The sequence below is a fragment of the Actinoplanes sp. SE50/110 genome (assembly GCF_900119315.1).
GTDB lineage: Bacteria > Actinomycetota > Actinomycetes > Mycobacteriales > Micromonosporaceae > Actinoplanes.
The window spans coordinates 8,673,353-8,690,842 of sequence record NZ_LT827010.1; the positions used below are offsets into that span (position 1 = coordinate 8,673,353).

General features: G+C 71.8%; 18 protein-coding genes. 4 read left to right on the forward strand and 14 right to left on the reverse strand.

Going from position 1 to position 17,490, the window contains the following annotated elements; all coding sequences use genetic code 11:
• Nucleotides 1-152: 152 nt before the first annotated feature.
• From hemB to ACSP50_RS38800, 8 genes are all read right to left on the reverse strand, one after another.
• A complete protein-coding gene (gene hemB, locus ACSP50_RS38765; protein WP_014694796.1) occupies nt 153-1,133 on the reverse strand; it encodes a porphobilinogen synthase in 981 nt (326 codons plus the stop codon).
• Between the two features lie 59 nt (nt 1,134-1,192).
• Nucleotides 1,193-2,779 (reverse strand): uroporphyrinogen-III synthase, encoded by a 1,587-nt coding sequence (locus ACSP50_RS38770; protein WP_014694797.1) that lies wholly within the window; start codon nt 2,777-2,779, stop codon nt 1,193-1,195.
• Entirely contained in the window at nt 2,776-3,675 is a 900-nt protein-coding gene (gene hemC, locus ACSP50_RS38775) for a hydroxymethylbilane synthase (RefSeq protein ID WP_052311993.1), read from the reverse strand. Before hemC ends, ACSP50_RS38770 begins: the two co-directional genes overlap by 4 nt.
• Nucleotides 3,676-3,737: 62 nt before the next feature.
• On the reverse strand, nt 3,738-5,051 hold the full coding sequence (locus tag ACSP50_RS38780) for a glutamyl-tRNA reductase (protein WP_014694799.1): 1,314 nt from the start codon (nt 5,049-5,051) through the stop codon (nt 3,738-3,740).
• Nucleotides 5,048-5,785, reverse strand: coding sequence for a redox-sensing transcriptional repressor Rex (locus tag ACSP50_RS38785; RefSeq protein ID WP_014694800.1), 738 nt, complete (start codon nt 5,783-5,785; stop codon nt 5,048-5,050). Before ACSP50_RS38785 ends, ACSP50_RS38780 begins: the two co-directional genes overlap by 4 nt.
• Before the next feature lie 232 nt (nt 5,786-6,017).
• Entirely contained in the window at nt 6,018-6,659 is a 642-nt protein-coding gene (locus ACSP50_RS38790) for an HAD family hydrolase (RefSeq protein ID WP_014694801.1), read from the reverse strand.
• Between the two features lie 9 nt (nt 6,660-6,668).
• Complete coding sequence (locus ACSP50_RS38795; protein ID WP_014694802.1) at nt 6,669-6,917, reverse strand: glutaredoxin family protein; 249 nt, start codon at nt 6,915-6,917, stop codon at nt 6,669-6,671.
• Nucleotides 6,914-8,554: an AMP-binding protein gene (locus ACSP50_RS38800; RefSeq protein WP_014694803.1), complete on the reverse strand. Its 1,641-nt coding sequence runs from the start codon at nt 8,552-8,554 to the stop codon at nt 6,914-6,916. The genes ACSP50_RS38795 and ACSP50_RS38800 overlap by 4 nt, the downstream gene beginning before the upstream one ends.
• A 236-nt stretch (nt 8,555-8,790) precedes the next feature.
• On the opposite strand from ACSP50_RS38800, the gene ACSP50_RS38805 reads away from it, so the two are divergent.
• Together ACSP50_RS38805 and ACSP50_RS38810 are read left to right on the forward strand one after the other, a co-directional pair.
• Nucleotides 8,791-9,735, forward strand: coding sequence for an ECF subfamily RNA polymerase sigma factor, BldN family (locus ACSP50_RS38805; RefSeq protein ID WP_014694804.1), 945 nt, complete (start codon nt 8,791-8,793; stop codon nt 9,733-9,735).
• A gap of 175 nt (nt 9,736-9,910) precedes the next feature.
• Complete coding sequence (locus ACSP50_RS38810) at nt 9,911-11,050, forward strand: DUF5667 domain-containing protein (RefSeq protein WP_014694805.1); 1,140 nt, start codon at nt 9,911-9,913, stop codon at nt 11,048-11,050.
• An 80-nt stretch (nt 11,051-11,130) separates the two neighbouring features.
• Here the strand turns inward: ACSP50_RS38810 and ACSP50_RS38815 are convergent, their stop codons facing one another.
• From ACSP50_RS38815 to ACSP50_RS38835, 5 genes are all read right to left on the reverse strand, one after another.
• Nucleotides 11,131-12,162 (reverse strand): lysophospholipid acyltransferase family protein, encoded by a 1,032-nt coding sequence (locus ACSP50_RS38815; RefSeq protein WP_014694806.1) that lies wholly within the window; start codon nt 12,160-12,162, stop codon nt 11,131-11,133.
• Entirely contained in the window at nt 12,162-13,223 is a 1,062-nt protein-coding gene (locus ACSP50_RS38820; protein WP_014694807.1) for an NAD-dependent epimerase/dehydratase family protein, read from the reverse strand. The genes ACSP50_RS38815 and ACSP50_RS38820 overlap by 1 nt, the downstream gene beginning before the upstream one ends.
• Nucleotides 13,224-13,302: 79 nt before the next feature.
• Nucleotides 13,303-13,404: a 30S ribosomal protein bS22 gene (locus tag ACSP50_RS38825; protein WP_007465623.1), complete on the reverse strand. Its 102-nt coding sequence runs from the start codon at nt 13,402-13,404 to the stop codon at nt 13,303-13,305.
• A 175-nt stretch (nt 13,405-13,579) separates the two neighbouring features.
• Complete coding sequence (locus tag ACSP50_RS38830) at nt 13,580-13,792, reverse strand: helix-turn-helix domain-containing protein (RefSeq protein ID WP_014694808.1); 213 nt, start codon at nt 13,790-13,792, stop codon at nt 13,580-13,582.
• 160 nt (nt 13,793-13,952) lie between these two features.
• Nucleotides 13,953-14,864 (reverse strand): proline dehydrogenase family protein, encoded by a 912-nt coding sequence (locus tag ACSP50_RS38835; RefSeq protein ID WP_014694809.1) that lies wholly within the window; start codon nt 14,862-14,864, stop codon nt 13,953-13,955.
• Nucleotides 14,865-14,943: 79 nt separating this feature from the next.
• Here ACSP50_RS38835 and ACSP50_RS38840 point away from each other — a divergent pair, with 79 nt between their 5' ends.
• The gene (locus tag ACSP50_RS38840; RefSeq protein WP_014694810.1) at nt 14,944-15,501 is read left to right on the forward strand and encodes a CGNR zinc finger domain-containing protein; all 558 of its coding nucleotides are present in this window, start codon (nt 14,944-14,946) and stop codon (nt 15,499-15,501) included.
• Between the two features lie 182 nt (nt 15,502-15,683).
• Here the strand turns inward: ACSP50_RS38840 and ACSP50_RS38845 are convergent, their stop codons facing one another.
• Nucleotides 15,684-16,502: a sugar phosphate isomerase/epimerase gene (locus ACSP50_RS38845; protein WP_043513045.1), complete on the reverse strand. Its 819-nt coding sequence runs from the start codon at nt 16,500-16,502 to the stop codon at nt 15,684-15,686.
• A gap of 84 nt (nt 16,503-16,586) precedes the next feature.
• Between ACSP50_RS38845 and ACSP50_RS38850 the strand changes: the two genes are divergently transcribed.
• Nucleotides 16,587-17,414 carry a hypothetical protein gene (locus ACSP50_RS38850; protein ID WP_014694812.1) on the forward strand — a complete coding sequence of 276 codons (828 nt, stop codon included), beginning with the start codon at nt 16,587-16,589 and terminating at the stop codon, nt 17,412-17,414.
• Nucleotides 17,415-17,490: the final 76 nt, after the last annotated feature.

Consider the following 17,490-nt stretch of genomic DNA (forward strand, 5'->3'; position numbering starts at 1 on the left):
GATCCGGCAGCTCCTAGCACTCATTAGAGGGCGGCGATCGCTCTGGACGCGCAGCGGCCAGATCGCCGGCCTCGGCCCGCGCGGGAGCATACGGTCTGCACCCCGGCGGACCTGCGTATATATGCCTTTGAACCTGATTTTGCCCTGCTGCCTCATCGCAACATCTTCGCGACCTCGGTGGCCCAGTAGGTGAGGGTGATCTGGGCGCCGGCGCGCTTGATCGAGGTGAGGGTTTCCAGGATGGTGCGTTCGCGGTCGATCCAGCCGTTGGCGGCGGCCGCCTCGACCATCGAGTACTCCCCGGAGACCTGGTACGCGGCGACCGGGACGGTGACCCGCTCACGGATCGCGGCGATCACGTCGAGGTAGGGCAGCGCCGGCTTCACCATCACGATGTCCGCGCCCTCGGCGACGTCGAGGTCGACCTCGCGCAGCGCCTCCCGCAGGTTCGGCGGGTCCTGCTGGTACTGCCGCCGGTCGCCCTGCAGGGTGGACTCCACGGCCTCCCGGAACGGGCCGTAGAACGCGCCCGCGTACTTGGCCGAGTACGCCAGGATCGAGACGTCCTGGTGCCCGGCCGCGTCCAGGGCCCTGCGGACCACCCCGATCTGGCCGTCCATCATCCCGGACGGGCCGACCATGTGGGCGCCGGCCTCGGCCTGGGCGACCGCCATCCGGCCGTAGATCTCCAGCGTGGCGTCGTTGTCGACCGAACCGTCCGGGGCCAGCACCCCGCAGTGCCCGTGCGAGGTGAACTCGTCGAGGCAGAGGTCGCCCATGATCACCGTGGCGTCGCCGAACTCGGCCCGCAGGTCGCGCAGGCCGACGTTGAGGATGCCGTCCGGGTCGAGTCCGGCCGCACCGGTCTCGTCCTTGTCGGCGTTGTCCGGCACGCCGAAGAGCATCAGGCCGCCGACGCCGGCGCTGACCGCCTCGTGGGCGGCCTTCAGCAGCGACTCCCGGCTGTGTTGCACGACGCCGGGGAGCGAACTGATCGGTTTCGGCTCGTTGATGCCGTCCTTGAGGAACAGCGGCAGGATCAGCTCGGAGGGCGCGAGCCGGGTCTCCGCGACCAGGCGGCGGATGGCCGGGGTGCGCCGCAGCCGGCGCGGGCGGATGTCGGGGAAGGACATCGGAGCTCCCTAAAAACGAAAGCGCGCCGGGGGACATCCCCGGCGCGCTTGTCACCACATCAGCGGAATCGGAGGGCCGTCGGGCCCTGCACCTTCGAGCCGCGGCGCTGCTTGGCGGGCATCGCCGCCAGTTTCTCGCGCAGCTCCAGGGCGTATTCGGCGAGCGCCTCGACCAGGTCCGGCACCGAGGCGTTCTGCGGCTGGGTGTCGACCCGCAGGCCGAACTCGACCGCGGTCTCCGCGGTTTTCGGCCCGATCACCGCGACGACCGTGCGGGCGTGCGGCTTGCCGGCGATGCCGACCAGGTTGCGGACCGTGGAGGACGAGGTGAACAGCACCGCGTCGAAGCCCCCGGACTTGATCGCGTCGCGGATCTCGGCCGGCGGCGGCGCGGCCCGCACCGTCCGGTACGCGGTCACGTCGTCCACCTCCCAGCCCCGCTCGATCAGGCCGGCGGCCAGGGTCTCGGTGGCGATGTCGGCGCGCGGCAGCAGCACCCGGCCGACCGGGTCGAGGATCTCGTCGTGCGGCGAGAACTCGGCCAGCAGGCCCTCGCTGGACTGCTCGCCGGCCGGGATCAGCTCGGGCTGGATGCCGAAGTCGCGGACCGCCTCGGCGGTGGCCTCCCCGATGCAGGCGATCTTCACACCGCCGAAGTGACGGGCGTCGAGGCCGTGCTCGGCGAATTTCTCCCAGACCGCGCGGACGGCGTTCACCGAGGTGAACACCACCCAGGCGTAGCGGCCGTCGACCAGGCCCTTGACCGCGCGCTCCATCTGCGCCGGGGTGCGCGGCGGCTCGACCGCGATGGTCGGCACCTCGCACGGGATGGCGCCGTACGCCCGCAGCCGCGCGCTCATCGCGCCGGCCTGCTCCTTGGTCCGCGGGACCAGGACCTTCCAGCCGTACAGCGGGCGGTTCTCCCACCAGCTCATCGCGTCCCGCTCGGCGACCTCGGCCCCGACGGTGAGCACCACCCGGCCGGTGAAGCCGAGCGCGGCGGCCACGAAGCTGTCCACCGTCGAGGTGGTGGTGTACTGCGTCTCGCCGGTGCCGTCGCCGGTCACCGCGACCGGGACACCCGGTTCGACGCCGGCCGCGAGCAGCCCGTCGCGGACCGCGGCGAGGTCGCCGGCGTCCACGGCGACCGCGAACGAGCCCTTCTGGGCCGCGCCGGCCAGCGCGTCGAAGTCGAGCGAGGTGACGTCGTCGACGTCGGCGGCGATCCGCACGCCGGGCAGCGGCACGCCGGCGTACGCGGCGACACCCTCGGCCTGCCCGATGCCCGGGATCACCTCGAAGTGCACCGCGGTCCGGGCGACCGCCTGCACCTCCTTGACCACCGACTCGTGGCCGAACGGGTCGCCGGCCACCAGGTGGACGGCGGACAGCCCGGACTTGGCGGCGGAGAGCAGCACCTTGGCCACGTCGCCGGGGGCGCCCTCGGCCGGGCTGAACTGCGCGTCGGGTTTGGCGTCCGCGCGGACCGCGGCCAGCAGCGACTCGGGTACGCCCCGGTCGTGGACCACCTGGTCGGCATCGGTCAACGCGGCGTACGCGCGGCGGGTAAGCAGCTCCGGGTCGCCGGGTCCGGCGCCGATGAACGCGATGCGTCCGGCTGGCTTACGGGCGGTGCGGGTGGTCATTCTGTGCTCCCCATCAGGGTATCGGCGCCGGCGTCGAGGAGATCGGCGGCGAGTGCCTTGCCGATCTCCGCCGCCCCGGCGGGCGTTCCGGTGCGCGACAGCCGGATGGCTCGAACCCCATCCGGGCTGATCACCGCACCGCGCAGGTGAATCATCTCCTCGCCGCGCCCGTCCTCGGGGGCCGAGCCGGCATGCCTGCCCCGGACGAGGCGGGCATATGCGGCGACCGGGGCGGCACACCCGGCCTCCAGCGTGGCCAGCAGCGCCCGTTCCGCCACGACGGCGGCCCGGGTCGGTGCGTGGTCGAGCGTGGCCAGCAGCTCGACCAGGTCAGCGTCGCCGGACCGGCACTCGACCGCCAGCGCACCCTGGGCGGGGGCGGGCAGCATGAGCATCGGGTCCAGCGTCTGGGTGATGTCGGCGGTCCGGCCGATCCGGGCGATGCCGGCCCGGGCCAGGATCACCGCGTCGAGGTCGGCGTCCGGGCCGAGAACCCGCGCGATGCGGGTGTCGATGTTGCCCCGGATCGGCGTGACCTGCAACTCCAGGCCGAGCGCGCGAAGCTGGGCGATGCGCCGCACGGCCCCGGTGCCGACCAGTGAGCCGGGCGGCAGGTCGGCCAGGCCGCGGCCGTCCCGGGCGACCAGGACGTCGTGCGGGTCCTCCCGGCGGGGAATCGCCGGGATCGTCAGCCGCGGGTGCTCGGCGGTGGGCAGGTCCTTGTACGAGTGGACGGCGAAGTCGATCTCGCCGGCCACCAGCGCGTCCCGCAGCGCCGAGACGAACACGCCGACCCCGAGCTGGGCGACCGGCGCGGACGAGGTGTCACCGGGCGTGACGATCCGGACCAGCTCGACGGCCCGGCCGGTGGCCAGGGTCAGCTCGTCGGCGACCATCTGCGACTGGGTGAGCGCGAGCTTGCTGCCCCGAGTACCGAGGCGCAGCGGCTTGACACTGGTCACGGTTTTCCTCCGATCTCGGGTACCGCGTCGGCGTGGGTGGCCAGGGGGACGTCCAGGTCGAACAGCTCGCGCAGCAGGGCGGCGTACTGATCGCCGCCCGGCTCGGCGGCCAGCTGCCGCACCCGCACCGTGGGCTGGTGCAGGATCTGCTGGACGACCCGGTGCAATGTACGGGAAACGTCGGCCCGCTGCTCCTCGGTGAATTCCGGCCGCCGGCCGAGGAGCCTGCGCATCTCGGCGGTGACCACCTCCTCCGCCCGGGTGCGCAGGGCGGCCACGGTCGGCGCGACCTCGGCGCCGCGCATCCAGCCGAGGAAGTTGTCCACCTCGCCGCTGACGATCTGCTCGACCGCGGCGGTCTCGGCGGCGGCCGGGGCGGACCGCCGGCTGGTGGCCAGCGAGTCGATGTCGACCACGAACAGGCCGGGCAGACCGGCCGCGTCCGGGGCCACGTCGCGCGGCACGGCGAGGTCGAGCACGACCAGCGGGTCGGCCTGGGTGCGGGCGGCCAGGGCGGCGCTGAGCACGTCCCGGGTGAGCAGCGGCTCGGTGGACGCGGTGGCGCTGACCACCAGGTCGACCGTGCGCAGCTCGTCGTGCAGGGCGGACAGCGGCACCGCGGTGGCGCCGTACAGCTCGGCCAGCCGGTCGGCGCGCGACGCGCTGCGGTTGGTGATCCGCAGCGGGCCGACCCCGGTCCGGGTGAGCGTGGCCACCGACAGCGAGCCCATCGCGCCGGCCCCGACGACCAACGCGGACCGCCCGGCGAGCGGCCCGCCGAGGTGGTCGGCGGCCACCTCCAGGGCGGCCGTGACGACGCTCTGGCCGGCCTTGTCGATGCCGGTCTCGGCGTGCGCCCGCTTGCCGACCCGCAGCGCCTGCTGCATCAGCTCGTGCAGCAGCCGGCCGGCCGAGTCCGACTCGGTGGCCGCGTGGTAGGCGTCACGCAGCTGCCCGAGGATCTGCGCCTCGCCGACCACCATCGACTCGAGCCCGGAGGAGACCCGGAACGAGTGCCGGACCGCGGCCTCGCCGTAGTGCACGTACAGGTGGCCGGCCAGCTCGGTGGCCGGGATGCCGGAGGTCTGGGAGAGCACGTTGCAGATGTCGCCGAGGCCGCCGTGGAACCCGCTGACCGCGGCGTACACCTCGACGCGGTTGCAGGTGGAGACCAGCACGGCCTCGCTCACGTACGGCTGGGCGACGAGTTTCTGCAGGATCTCCGGGATCTGGGCCGAAGCGATGGTGAGCCGTTCAAGGACGGAAACGTCGGCGGTGCGGTAGGACGCACCGATGCTGAGGAGATTCACGACCCGACTGCCTCCTGGTCACCCGCGGGTTCCCCGCCTCCGGGAAGGGCGGTCAGGGACGCCTTACGGTGTTCGTGGAACGAGAGGATCTGCAACTCGATGGCGAGATCCACCTTGCGCACATCGACGTTCGGCGGGACCGACAGCACGCATGGCGCGAAGTTCAGGATGCTTGTCACACCGGCGGCGACCAGCAGGTCGGCGACGGTCTGCGCGGCGGTGGGCGGGGTGGCGATGACCCCGATCGCGATCGACTCCTCGGCGGCGAGCCGGGCCAGGTCGTCGATGTGGCGCACGGCCATGCCGTTGATCACCTCGCCGACCTTCTTGCGGTCGGCGTCGAAGAGCGCCACGACCCGGAAGCCACGGCTGGCGAACCCGGCGTAGCCGGCCAGGGCGTGCCCGAGGTTGCCGACCCCGACCAGGCAGACGGCGCGGTTCTTGTCCAGACCGAGGATGTACTCGATCTGGTCGACGAGCAGGGCGACGTCGTAGCCGACGCCGCGGGTGCCGTACGAGCCCAGATGGGAGAGGTCCTTGCGCAGTTTCGCCGAGTTGACCCCGGCTGCGGCGGCCAGACCCTCGCTGGATACCGTTTCGGCACCGGCCTCGGCCAGATGATGGAGGGCGCGCAGATATTCGGGCAGCCGCGCGATGGTCGCCTCCGGGAGGTCCGGGAAGGCCGGGACGCCACCGGCCTCGCCGGGCGTGCTTCCGTGACGCTGCTGACTCATCTGACTCCGTGCCGACGAGGCGAACCTGCGGTGAGCCCGTTCTGTGCGATACCGGTGAGACCCTCGTGGGGTGACTGTGGTAGCGGGGCTCGTCGAAGCCACAGAGTAGGCGCTTGTGAAGGCGTGCACAAATCGCGATCTTGTCGGGACAATTGGACAAGATCGACTCGACTGTGTTAACCGAGCCGACCTGTCGAGTATTACCGGTGATACCCCACCAGGGCCAATCGACTCAGAGTGACAAAGCCATCTTCACCGCGTCGACGAGCGAGTCCGCGACCGGCCGCCCGGACTCGCGCAGCCGGACCGGGTCGGTGAAGCCCCCGGTGTACAGCACCGAGGCGGCGCCCACCGAGTCCGCCGCGGCCGCGTCGTCGAGCGAGTCGCCGATCAGCACCACGTCGGCACCGGCCACGCCCAGCCCGTCCAGGTGCCGCGCCAGGAGCCCGGCCTTCAGGTCGCCGCCCACCTCGGTGCGCAGCCCGTCGATCCGGGTGAAGATCCCGGCCAGCCCGTACGTCTCGACGGCCGGCACCAGCTCGCTGTGGAACCACATGGAGAGCAGCGACTGGCTGCCGGGCCAGCTCTTGATCGCGGCCAGCGCGTCGGCGGCCAGGCCGACATCGGTCAGACCGAGCCGGTACGCGTCGTGGAAGATCCGGTCGAGCCGGCCGAACTCCTCGGCCTCGACCGCCCGGCCGAGCATCTCGGCGTAGAACTCCGCGACCGGGCGCCGGAAGAGCCGCCGGTGCTCGTCCGCGCCGACCGCCCGCCCGCCGACCGTGGCGAACGCCTCGTTGGTCGACGAGACGACCAGGTGGAGATCGTCGAGAAGGGTTCCGTTCCAGTCCCAGACCAGGTGCTTTGCTGTCACCCCGGCAATTTACAGGTGCGGCTCGCCGGGCTGTCGAGCCAAATCCCGCAGCAGCCGGGCCTCCTCGACCCGCCAGTACCCGTGCTCCCGGCCGTCGAGCAGGATCACCGGCACCCGGTCGTCGTAGTCGCGCTGCAGCTCGACGGACGAGTCGACGTCCACCCGGGTCCAGTCCCCCGGCGCGATCCGGTCCAGCGTCTGCTCGGCCACCTCGCACAGGTGGCATCCGCCCCGGCTGATCAGCGTGATGCGGGTCAAGACAACTCCCTCTTGCGGACCTTGCCGCTGGCCGACCGCGGCAGCGTGCCGACCAGCTCGATGGTCGGCAGTTTGTACCTTGCCAGCCGGACCGCGCAGTGCACCTGCAGATCGGTCACCGAGGGCGGCGGGTCGCCGGCGACCACCACGTACGCGTGCGGCCGCTGGCCGGTCTCCCGGTCCGGCCGGCCGACCACGGCGGCCTCGGTCACCCGGGGATGCGCGTGCAGCACCCGCTCGATCTCGGCGGGGTAGACGTTGAAGCCGTTCACCAGGATCAGCTCGCCGATCCGGTCGACCAGGATCAGGTCGCCGTCGCCGTCCGCGTACGCCACGTCACCGGTGGGCCACCAGCCGGCCGCGTCCGGCCCGTCCCGACCGTCGGGCCAGTAACCGGCGAACAGGTTCGGGCCCCGCACCACGATCTCGCCCGGATCGGTCCCGGCCGACACGGCCGGCGCGAGGTCGAGCTCGGCGAGATCCTCTTCCGGCGACGCACTGCCGTCCCGCCAGAGTTCGAGACCGGCCCGGGTACGAAGGATGAGCTCGACCCCCGGCAGGGGGCGCCCGATCGAGCCGGTCTTGTCCCGGTCGCTGACCGCCGTGGTGGTCAGCACCGGTGCGGACTCGGTCAACCCGTACCCGATCATGATGCTCCGGCCGGTGACCGCCCGGAACCGCGCCGCGGTGGCCCGGTCCAGCGGCGCCGCGCCGCACACCGCGGTTCGCAGGCCGGCCAGCGCCTCCAGAGCGCCGGGCACCCGCACCCAGGCCTGATACATCCCGGGCACGCCGACCACCACGGTGACCCGGTGCCGCGCGATCAGGGCGGCCGTCTCCGCCGGGTCGAACCGCTCGGCCAGCACGCCGGTCGCCGCGTGGTGCGCCACGCTGCCCAGCCCGGTGTTCAGTCCGTAGGCGTGGAAGAACGGCACCGCGAGCAGCACCACGTCGTCCGGCCCGACCACCGGCGGCTCGATCGCGTCCAGCTGGTCATGGTTCGCGGCGAGCGCGGCGTGGGTCAGCATGGCGGCTTTCGGCCGCCCACCCGTACCCGAGGTGTAGAGCAGCGCCGCGAGATCGCTCGCGGCCACCGGCGGAAGCTCGGCCGCCGGGGCATTGTCGAAATCCGGACCGACGCACGACTCGCCCAGACCGAGGCGTAACCGATCCGCCTGTCCGATCACGATCAGCGCACAACCGGCGTCGGAGAGTGCATGCGTCGCCTCGTCCACCGTGCAGCCCGGATTGAACGGCACGGCGACCCGGCCGGCCCGCAGGGTGCCGAACCAGGTGACCACGAAGTCGACGGTATTGCCGAGCACGGATGCGACACGGTCGCCCGGCGCCGTGCGCGCGGCCACGAAGCGGGCCGCCGCGGTCACCTTGACGTCGAGATCCGCCCAGGTCAGCACGGTTTCCCCGGCGATCAGCGCGGGCGAGTCCGGGCGGCGGGCGGCGGCGTGCGCGACCGGATCGCGGGCGGGTTCCTCCACGACGCCCGAGTCTCGCACAAACGTCACCCGTCCGGGATAGCGGACAGCCGGTCCGTTGCCCGGCGTCCGGGATGGACCAGGGTGACCTTGATACCGGATGCCGATTTCGGACGGATTCGCGGCTTTGCGCGTAGCGCACATGGTGTGCGACTCCCTGTGTCCGAACTCGGTGATACTTCCGATCTGTGTAACGGACTCCACACGAACGGGTGAGGTTACCGGCGATTTCCGCGGGTTGCCCCACCCCTTTTGTATGCGAGTGACCACCCTCATCCCGAGGAGGCCGCTGTGCCACACCAAGGACGGAATCGCCGTGAATCCCTGTCTGGCGGGACGGATTCACGGTCGCCGCAGGCCCGCCGGGTTGAGGAGGCGCAGTGACTCATGTGTACGCCGAGGGCCCGTACCACCGCGATGTCCTCGCCGGGAGGCAGGCGATCACCGACGGCCTGAACGTGATCCGCGAATCGGTCGACGGCATGATCACCAACGCGATCCGGGGGGACAGCCCCCGCCGCACCGGCAACCGCCGCCCGCTGAACAACTCACCGTCCGTGCCGGCGCCCGGCGCCAACGGCAAGTTCGGCGGCAACCGGCTCGGCGCCCGGCCACCGGCCCAGCCGACCGCCGGCCAGCGCTCCAACCTGCCGGAGAGCGAGACCCCCGGCACCGACCACACCGTCGTGCTGCCCACCCAGAGCAAGACCGGGCCGCCGACCGAGACCCAGCCGCCCAAGGCCCGGCCGGACCGGGGCGACCCGGCAGCCGAGGTGTGGGCGCTGGTCGAGCGGGCCCAGGCCGGCGAGGCCGAGGCGTTCGGCCTGATCTACGACCGGTACGTGGACACGGTCTTCCGGTTCGTCTACTTCCGGGTCGGCAACCGGCAGCTGGCCGAGGACCTCACCTCGGACACCTTCCTGCGCGCCCTCAAGCGGATCGGCAGTTTCACCTGGCAGGGCCGCGACCTGGGCGCCTGGCTGGTCACCATCGCCCGCAACCTGGTCGCCGACCACTTCAAGTCGGGCCGGTACCGGCTCGAGGTGACCACCGGCGACGTGCTCGACGCCGACCGCGAGGATCGGGGCCCGGAAGGCAGCCCGGAGTCCGCGGTGGTCGACCACATCACCAACGTCGCCCTGCTCACCGCGGTCAAACAGCTCAACCCGGAACAGCAGGAGTGCATCGTGCTGCGCTTCCTGCAGGGCTTCTCGGTGGCCGAGACCGCGCAGACGATGGGCAAGAACGAGGGGGCGATCAAGGCCCTGCAGTACCGCGCGGTCCGAGCGCTCAACCGGCTGCTGCCGGAAGGATTCCAGTCTTGATCGGGCGATATCGGACATCGATCTCCGATACCCGATGGTCCCCCTCCACACCCGTAACCGGACCCGCGTGTCGCGCGTTTGTCCGGATGCGACCCACGGCTGCCTCCGGCGGCCCGGTCGCCGACGCCGGCGCACGGACCGGCGGGACACTCACGAGCGAGGGGAGGTGCCCACGGTGAAGTTCCCTTTTCCGAGCTCCCGGAGCGCCGAGCGCTTCGCGGAGCAGGTCGACGACCCCGGTGGCGACCATCGCCACCTGCGGGGTCACGCCGATGACGAGCTGACCGAACTGCTGGCGCTGAGCCGACGTCTGTCCGCCGCCCGGCCGGCCGGGCAGGTCGACCCGGAGTTCCGGGTCGGGCTGCGCGCCATGCTGGTCGCCACGGCCGAGCGGGACGGCATCGGCCGGACCGCCGCCGAGGCCGAGCCGGAACCGGCCACCGAGCTGCCCGCCCGCGGGCATCGCGCCATCTTCGGGCGCCGGCTGCGCACCCGGGGGGCGATCGTGCTCGGCGTCGCCGCCGGCGCGATGGCGGTCTCCGGGATCTCCGCGGCCAGCGAGAACGCGACACCGGGCGACGCGCTGTACGGCGTCAAGCGGTCCACCGAACGCGCGCAGCTGGCGATCGCCGGCTCGGATGCCAGCCGCGGGCAGCTGTCGCTGGACTTCGCCCGCAACCGGCTGCGCGAGGCGACCACGATGACCGGGGACGCCGACAGCTTCCGGGGCGTGCTGGACGACATGGACGCGGACACCCGCAAAGGCGTCAAGCTGATCACCACCTCGGCGGTGTCCCGCAAGGACCCGGCCCAGCTGGCCACCCTGGACACGTTCGTCGCCGCACAGCGCAAGGTGTTCGAGCCGGCCATGCAGAACCTCTCGTCGGTCAACCGGGAGCGGGCGCTCACCTCGCTCGGCCTGCTGCAGGACGTCTCGCAGCGCACCGGCCAGCTCCGCGAGGGCCTGGACTGCGAAAAGGTGGTGCAGACCGGCGCCGACGGGCTCGGGCCGAAACTGCGTGACTGCGGCGAGGACCCGTCCGACAAGACGCCGCCCGGCGGCACCCGCGCCGGTGGCGACAGGTCGACGAGCAAGCCGAACAACACGACCACCAAGCCGGTCGTGCCCGGCTCCTCGGCGCAACCGGGCGCCAGCACCGGCGTGCCCGGGCACCGGTCCGGCCTGACACCGTCCACGCCGGTGAACGGGCGCACGACGACCAGCCCGACGCCGGCCGGGACGCCCACCCTCGACGACGGTCACGAATCCGGCGACGAGGGCACGCTCGGCGGGCTGCTGGGCAACGTGTTCTGAGCCGAAGCTGGCGAGGGGCGGTGCCGGAGAAATCCGGGGCCGCCCCTCAATTGTCACTATAGGACGGTTCGCGCGGCTCGTCACCGGGCGAACGGATCGGGCCTTTTCTGCAGCAGCTCGTGCAGGGTCGCCTGAATCGTCTCCCGCACCTGGTCAGCCAGGTTGTAGACGACCAGTGGATCGTCCGCGAACTCGGTCAGATGCGCGGTCGGGATCGGCTCGCAGAACTGGATCAGCCACTTGCTCGGCAGCGGGATCAGACCCAGCGGGCCGAGCAGCGGGAAGGTCGGGGTGACCGGGAAATACGGCACACCGAGCAGCCGGGCCAGCGGCTTCAGGTCGGCCAAGATCGGATAGATCTCCTCGGCGCCGACGATCGCGACCGGGATGATCGGGGTGCCGGTGCGCAGCGCCGCCGAAACGAACCCGCCACGGCCGAAACGCTGCAGCTTGTACCGGTCGGCGAAACGCTTGCCGATCCCCTTGAAGCCCTCCGGGAACACGCCGACCAGCTGGCCGCCGGTCATCAACCGCTCGGCATCCGGGTTGCAGGCGACCGTGGCGCCGGCCGCACGGGCCAGGTCGCTGAGCCCGGGCATCCGGAACACCAGATCGGCGCCGAGCAGCCGCAGATGGCGACGCTGCGGGCTGTCCCGCAGGGCAACCGTGAGCATCAGCGCGTCCAGCGCCAGCGTGCCCGAATGGTTGCCGACCACCAGGCCACCGCCGTCGACCGGCACGTTCTCGGCGCCGAACACCTCGGTGCGGAACCAGTCGCGATAGAGCACCCGCAGCATCGGGTGGAAGACCGCCTCGGTCAGCTCCGGATCGAACCCGAACTCGTCCACCTCGTACGCCCCGGCCAGCCGGCGGCGCAGGAAGGCGAGCCCGGCGGCGATCCGCTGATCCCACACGTCGACCGGGGCGGCCGGCTCGGCGGCGGATCCGGCGTCGTCGGGCCGGGGCTCGGCGGTCGACTCCAGCTTGGCGACCTGCTCGTCCGGCTTCTCCGGGATCGGACGCCGGCCGTTCACCTTGCGCACCGGCGGCGGCTCCGGCAGCCGGAAATCGGCGTGCCCGGGCAGCATGTCGCGGAACTCGTCCTGGCTCATCAGCGGTCACTCCCGGCCGCGGCGCGCAGCTGACGGACGCCGTCCAGGATCGCCGCCTCGGCGGCGGCCAGACGGTCCGCGGTCAGCGAGGAGCCCGCCGCGTGCGCCCGGATGAACTCCTCGAACGCGGTCGCGGTGCTGCGCGGGGTGAAGCCGAACTCGCGGACCAGCCGGCCGGTGTCGACCACCCGGCCGTGCACGAACAGGTCGATCTGGTCCAGGCCGATCTGCTCGACGCCGAGGCGGCGGACCAGCGCGGCGGCGGTGGACAGCCCGGTCTCGGGTAGCGGCACGGCGATCCGGCCGGCCCGGCGGACCGCCTGGGACAGCATCAGGACACCGGAGCCGGCGACGTTGAAGGTGCCCGGATGATCCTCGATCACCGAGCGGTGCAGCACCTCGAGTGCGTCGTCCACGTGGACGAACTGGAGGCGGGCGTCCCGGCCGAACACGGTGGGCACCACCGGCTGGGCGAAGTATCGGGTCAGCGACGTCTCGGCGGACGAGCTGATCATCGGGGCGAAGCGCAGCACCGTGGCGGCGACCTCGGGCCGGCGGCGGCGGAAACCGCGCACGTACCCCTCGATGTCGAGGATGTCGCGGGCGAACGGGCCGCGCGGCACGGCGCGGGGCTCGGTGTCCTCGGTGAAGACCGCGGGGTCGCGGAACGACGCGCCGTACGCCGCGGTGGACGAGCGCACCACGAGCTTGCGCAGCCGGGGCGCGCCCTGAGCCGCGGCCAGCACCTGCATGGTGCCGATCACGTTGTGCTCTTTCATGCCCGCGCGGCCGCCGTGCTCCGGATCGGGCACGCTGGTCACCGCGAGGTGCACGACCGCCTCGGCGCCGAGCTCGGCGATCGCCTCGGTGGCGGCGCGCGCGTCGGCCTGGATCAGCTCGATCCCGTCCAGCAGGCCACGCAGGCGTGCGGGCGGGTCATGCGGGTCCAGACCGACGACACGGTCGATCCGTGGATCTGCCGCGAGGCGGGCGGCCACCCGAGCGCCGAGGTATCGGCTGACTCCGGTGACCACGACAACGCTGGGCGGTGAGGTCACCACGAGCGCACCTTTCGATGCTGAGCCTCGGAACTGTCCCGGCAAGGGACGGCGAAGGCCGGGCAGTGCACCCGGCCGGCCGTCACTTGCCCAAACGGCGACGCTGGACGCGGGTCTTGCGCAGCAGCTTGCGGTGCTTCTTCTTCGCCATACGCTTGCGGCGCTTCTTGACCACGGAGCCCATACGAAAGCCTCTCGAACCATGTTTGAGTGGAACCGGCCCGGCCGGTACCGATCTTGGACGGCGCCCGGGAAGCACCGCCGGTGTTACGCGGCACGCATGGACCCGGGAGCCAACCGGTCCAGCGTACCGGCCCGCTCCGTGAGGGCCAACACGACCCCGGCAGGGCCAGCCCTGATTAGGCGGTTTGGGAGAACGCGCCTCGTAGATACTCGTGTACCGCGTGCTCGGGCACCCGGAACGAGCGGCCGACTCGGACGGCGGTGAGGTCACCGCCGTGCACGAGCCGGTAGACGGTCATCTTGGAGACCCGCATGAGCGTGGCCACCTCGGCCACGGTCAGGAACCGTACCTCCGAGAGGCGTTCCTCGGTCTGGGCTGGACCCGTCATCTCGTCGCACCGATCCTTTCGCAGGCACGCTCCGCCTGGCGAACGTGCGTGTCATCAGCACCGTATCGATGCGGCTGTGACCAGGGCGTCGCGTTCCGTAATTTGCCCACAAAAAGTCAAGTCCGACACGCCTGATCCGTGAGCGATTCGCCCGAAAGAATCACTTCCGGGAGGAAACCGCCGCTACCAGGAACGCCGGGCGCTCGACCAGGCGGCGCAGCAGGTAGGCGTACCACTGCGGCCCGTACGGCAGATAGACCCGCACCGTGTGCCCGTCGTCGGCCAGCCGGGCCTGCTCCTCCGGGCGCATCCCGAACAGCAGCTGGAACTCGTACTCCCCGGTCGAGCGGTCGAACCAGCGGGCCCGGTCCTCGGCGATCGCGATCAGGCGCGGGTCATGGGTCGCCACCATCGGATAGCCGGCCCCCGACATCAGGATGTTCAAGCAGCGGACGTACGCCTTGTCGACCTCCAGCGGCGACGGGAAGGCCACCGACTCGGGCTCCGTGTACGCCCCCTTGCAGAGCCGCACCCGGGACCCGGCGGTCGCCAGCTCGCGGCAGTCGGCCTCGGTGCGCCGCAGATACGCCTGCAGCACCGCCCCGGTCGACGGGAAGTCGCGTCGCAGCTCCAGCACCGCCTCCAGGGTCGCGTCGGTGCTGCCGTGATCCTCGGCGTCGAAGGTCACCGCGGTGCCCGCCGCGGCCGCCGCCACACAGATCGCCCGGGCGTGCTCGAACGCCGCCTTCTCGTCGAAACGCCGGCCCAGCGCCGACAACTTCACACTCACCTCGGCGACCGGGGCCAGACCGGCCTCGCCCAGCCGGGCCAGCAGCGACACGTACTCGTCCCGGACGGCCCGCGCCAGCTCCGGCGTGTCCGGCTGGTCGCCGAGGAAGTCCACGGAGACCGCCAGCCCGTCGTCGGCCAGCCCCCGGCTCGTCCGCACCACCTCGCCGGCGTCCCGGCCGGCGACGAACCGCCGAACCATCGATGCGCTGACCGGGGTGGACTCGACCAGGCGCGCCAGCCGGGCGGAGCCGGCCGCGGCGAGAAACAGGGAACGGAACATGCGCCGAGCGTAACCGCACCAGCGCGGAAGTGCGGTTGAGGAATCGCACCTCGCGGCGGGTTGCGGCTACCGTGGTCGGGTGAACTTCGATGCGTACGCCCGGACGGCGGTCGACCTCGTCAACGCCGGCCTGGACGATCTCGCCGGGCTGCGGGCCCTGTTCGCCGGCGACCTGGAATACATGCGCGATCAGGTCGTGGAGAAGGACCTGGCGGTCTTCCGCCGGGCCCAGCGCCGGCTGCGCGAGGTCTTCGAGTACGGCACGGCCGAGCGCGACGCGGACGCGGTGCGCGAGCTGAACACGCTGCTCGAGGCATACCCGGTGCAGCCGCGGATCTCCGGGCACGACGCCGGGGACTGGCACATGCACGTGACCAGCCGCGGGTCGTCGGTGAGCGCGGAATACCTGGCCGGCGCCGTCTGGGGGCTCGCGGTCTGGCTGTGTGAATACGGCAGTGCCCGGTTCGGCATCTGCGCCGACGAACGCTGCGGCAACGTCTACCTCGACACGTCCTCGAACAACTGTCGACGCTTCTGCTCCGAGCGCTGCGCCACCCGCTCCCACGTGGCCGCCCACCGCGCCCGCAAGCGAGCTGCTCAGACACCGGAGAGCACCGCGACGCTGACACCGGCCTGATCCCGCGGCCGAGGCTCCGGCGGCACCCGCGGGCAGTGCGCCTGCGGTGACCACCCGCGGGTCGTAGGGTGCGGCGATTCGTCCTGGACGCGCAGCGGCCGGAATCGCCGTGCCCGGAAGCGGCGGGAGCGGCGATCAGTCATCGGCCGCAGCGCACGACATCCGCTCCGAGAAGTCGATCTTCAGGCTTGGAGCGCCGGCCGGGACGAATCCGCCGGCGCGAGATGACGTCGGGCGAATTCCAGCGACTCGCGGAGATCCGCCTCGCGGACGGTTCGGCTCGCGGCCTTGCGGGTGTTGATCTCGCAGGCCACCGAGCCGGTGAAACCGCGACCCGCCAGCGATCGCAGCAGCTCAGCGCAGGGTTGGTTGCCGCGGCCCGGCACCAGATGCTCGTCCCGCCCCGCACCGGTGCCGTCGCCCAGATGCACGTGCCGGAGAGCACTGCCCATCTTCGCCGCCATGTCCAGCGAGTCGATCCGCGAGGCGGCGCAGTGCGAGAGATCCAGCGTGTACGCGTCGAAGCCGGTCTCGGTCGGATCCCAGCCCGGCGTGTACGGCACGAACCAGCGGCCGGCCATCTTGACCGGGAACATGTTCTCCACCGCGAAGGTCAGATCCGGGTGCCGGTCGCAGACCCTGGCCAGGCCGGCCGCGAAATTCTTCGCGTAGTCACGCTGCCAGGTGAACGGCGGGTGCACCACGACCGTGGGGGCGCCCAGCGACTCGGCGAGCTGCGCGGCCCGGGTGAGCCGCTCCCACGGGTCGGGGCTCCACACCCGCTGGGTGACCAGCAGACACGGGGCGTGCACCGAGAGGACCGGCACACCGTAGTGGTCGGAGAGGCCCTTGAGTGCACCGGCGTCCTGACTGACGGCGTCGGTCCACACCATGACCTCGAGCCCGTCGTAGCCCACCGTGGCCGCCATCTCGAACGCGGCCGCCGTCGGCTCGGGGAAGACCGAGGAGCTGGAGAGGAGCACGGGAACTCGGGAAGTCACGCCTCAAGCCTAACCACGCCCCGCAGCGCGGGATATATCCGCGCCAAACGGGCATGATCACCGGCGCCGCGTAGTCTGTGCGGGATGAGCCGCGCACGACGCCCCGTGGAAGTGAAACTCGACTTCCCTCGGGAATGGATCGAGTTCCTCGACCCCGCCGACCAGCAGCACCTGATCCGCGCCGACCTGACCTGGCTGCTGTCCCGCTGGACCTGCGTCTTCGGCTCCGCCTGCCACGGCATTCTGCCCGGTCGCGCCGAGGATGGCTGCTGCTCGCACGGTGCGTTCTTCACCGACGCCGACGACGAGAACCGGGTGAAGGCGGCGGCCGCGAAACTCACCCCGCAGACCTGGCAGCACCACCGGCGCGGGTTCAAGAACTGGACCGAGATGGACACCGTGGACGGCACCAAGCCGGCCCGGCGCACCGCCACCCGATCCGGTGACGGGCCGTGCGTGTTCCTCAACGACGCGGACTTCGCCGGCGGGGGCGGCTGCGCGCTGCACGCCCAGGCGCTGCGGGACGGCGAGCACCCGCTGAAGTACAAACCGGACGTCTGTTGGCAGCTGCCGGTCCGCCGCGAGCAGGACTGGATCACCCGACCGGATGGCACGAAACTGCTGCAGTCGACGCTGACCGAATTCGACCGGCGCGGCTGGGGGCCGGGCGGGCACGATCTGGCCTGGTGGTGCACGTCGTCACCGGAGGCGCACGTCGGCACCGAGCCGATGTACGTGTCCTACGGCCCGGAGCTCACCGAGCTGATCGGCGAGCCGGCCTACCGGAGACTCGCCGAGCTCTGCGCCGCCCGCCTGGCCACCGGCCTGCTCGCCGTCCACCCGGCGACCACCGCGGCCGGGGGGCCGAAGCGCAAAGGCGGGCGCGAACCCGCCTCCCCCCGGTCCGCATAGCCACCCCGCATTTCGCCCGTCGATGACGAGAGTGCCGGAAAACAGCCAGCGAAGCGCAGTTGTCTTTCGGTGCTCC

Coding starts and splice junctions, on each gene's coding strand:
- hemC (WP_052311993.1), bottom strand. CDS start 3,675: ATGGTCGCCGACGAGCTGACCCTGGCCACCGGCCGGGCCGTCGAGCTG.
- ACSP50_RS38850 (WP_014694812.1), top strand. CDS start 16,587: ATGAGCCGCGCACGACGCCCCGTGGAAGTGAAACTCGACTTCCCTCGG.
- ACSP50_RS38825 (WP_007465623.1), bottom strand. CDS start 13,404: ATGGGCTCCGTGGTCAAGAAGCGCCGCAAGCGTATGGCGAAGAAGAAG.
- hemB (WP_014694796.1), bottom strand. CDS start 1,133: ATGTCCTTCCCCGACATCCGCCCGCGCCGGCTGCGGCGCACCCCGGCC.
- ACSP50_RS38770 (WP_014694797.1), bottom strand. CDS start 2,779: ATGACCACCCGCACCGCCCGTAAGCCAGCCGGACGCATCGCGTTCATC.
- ACSP50_RS38815 (WP_014694806.1), bottom strand. CDS start 12,162: ATGAGCCAGGACGAGTTCCGCGACATGCTGCCCGGGCACGCCGATTTC.
- ACSP50_RS38830 (WP_014694808.1), bottom strand. CDS start 13,792: ATGACGGGTCCAGCCCAGACCGAGGAACGCCTCTCGGAGGTACGGTTC.
- ACSP50_RS38800 (WP_014694803.1), bottom strand. CDS start 8,554: ATGTGCGCTACGCGCAAAGCCGCGAATCCGTCCGAAATCGGCATCCGG.
- ACSP50_RS38785 (WP_014694800.1), bottom strand. CDS start 5,785: ATGAGTCAGCAGCGTCACGGAAGCACGCCCGGCGAGGCCGGTGGCGTC.
- ACSP50_RS38835 (WP_014694809.1), bottom strand. CDS start 14,864: ATGTTCCGTTCCCTGTTTCTCGCCGCGGCCGGCTCCGCCCGGCTGGCG.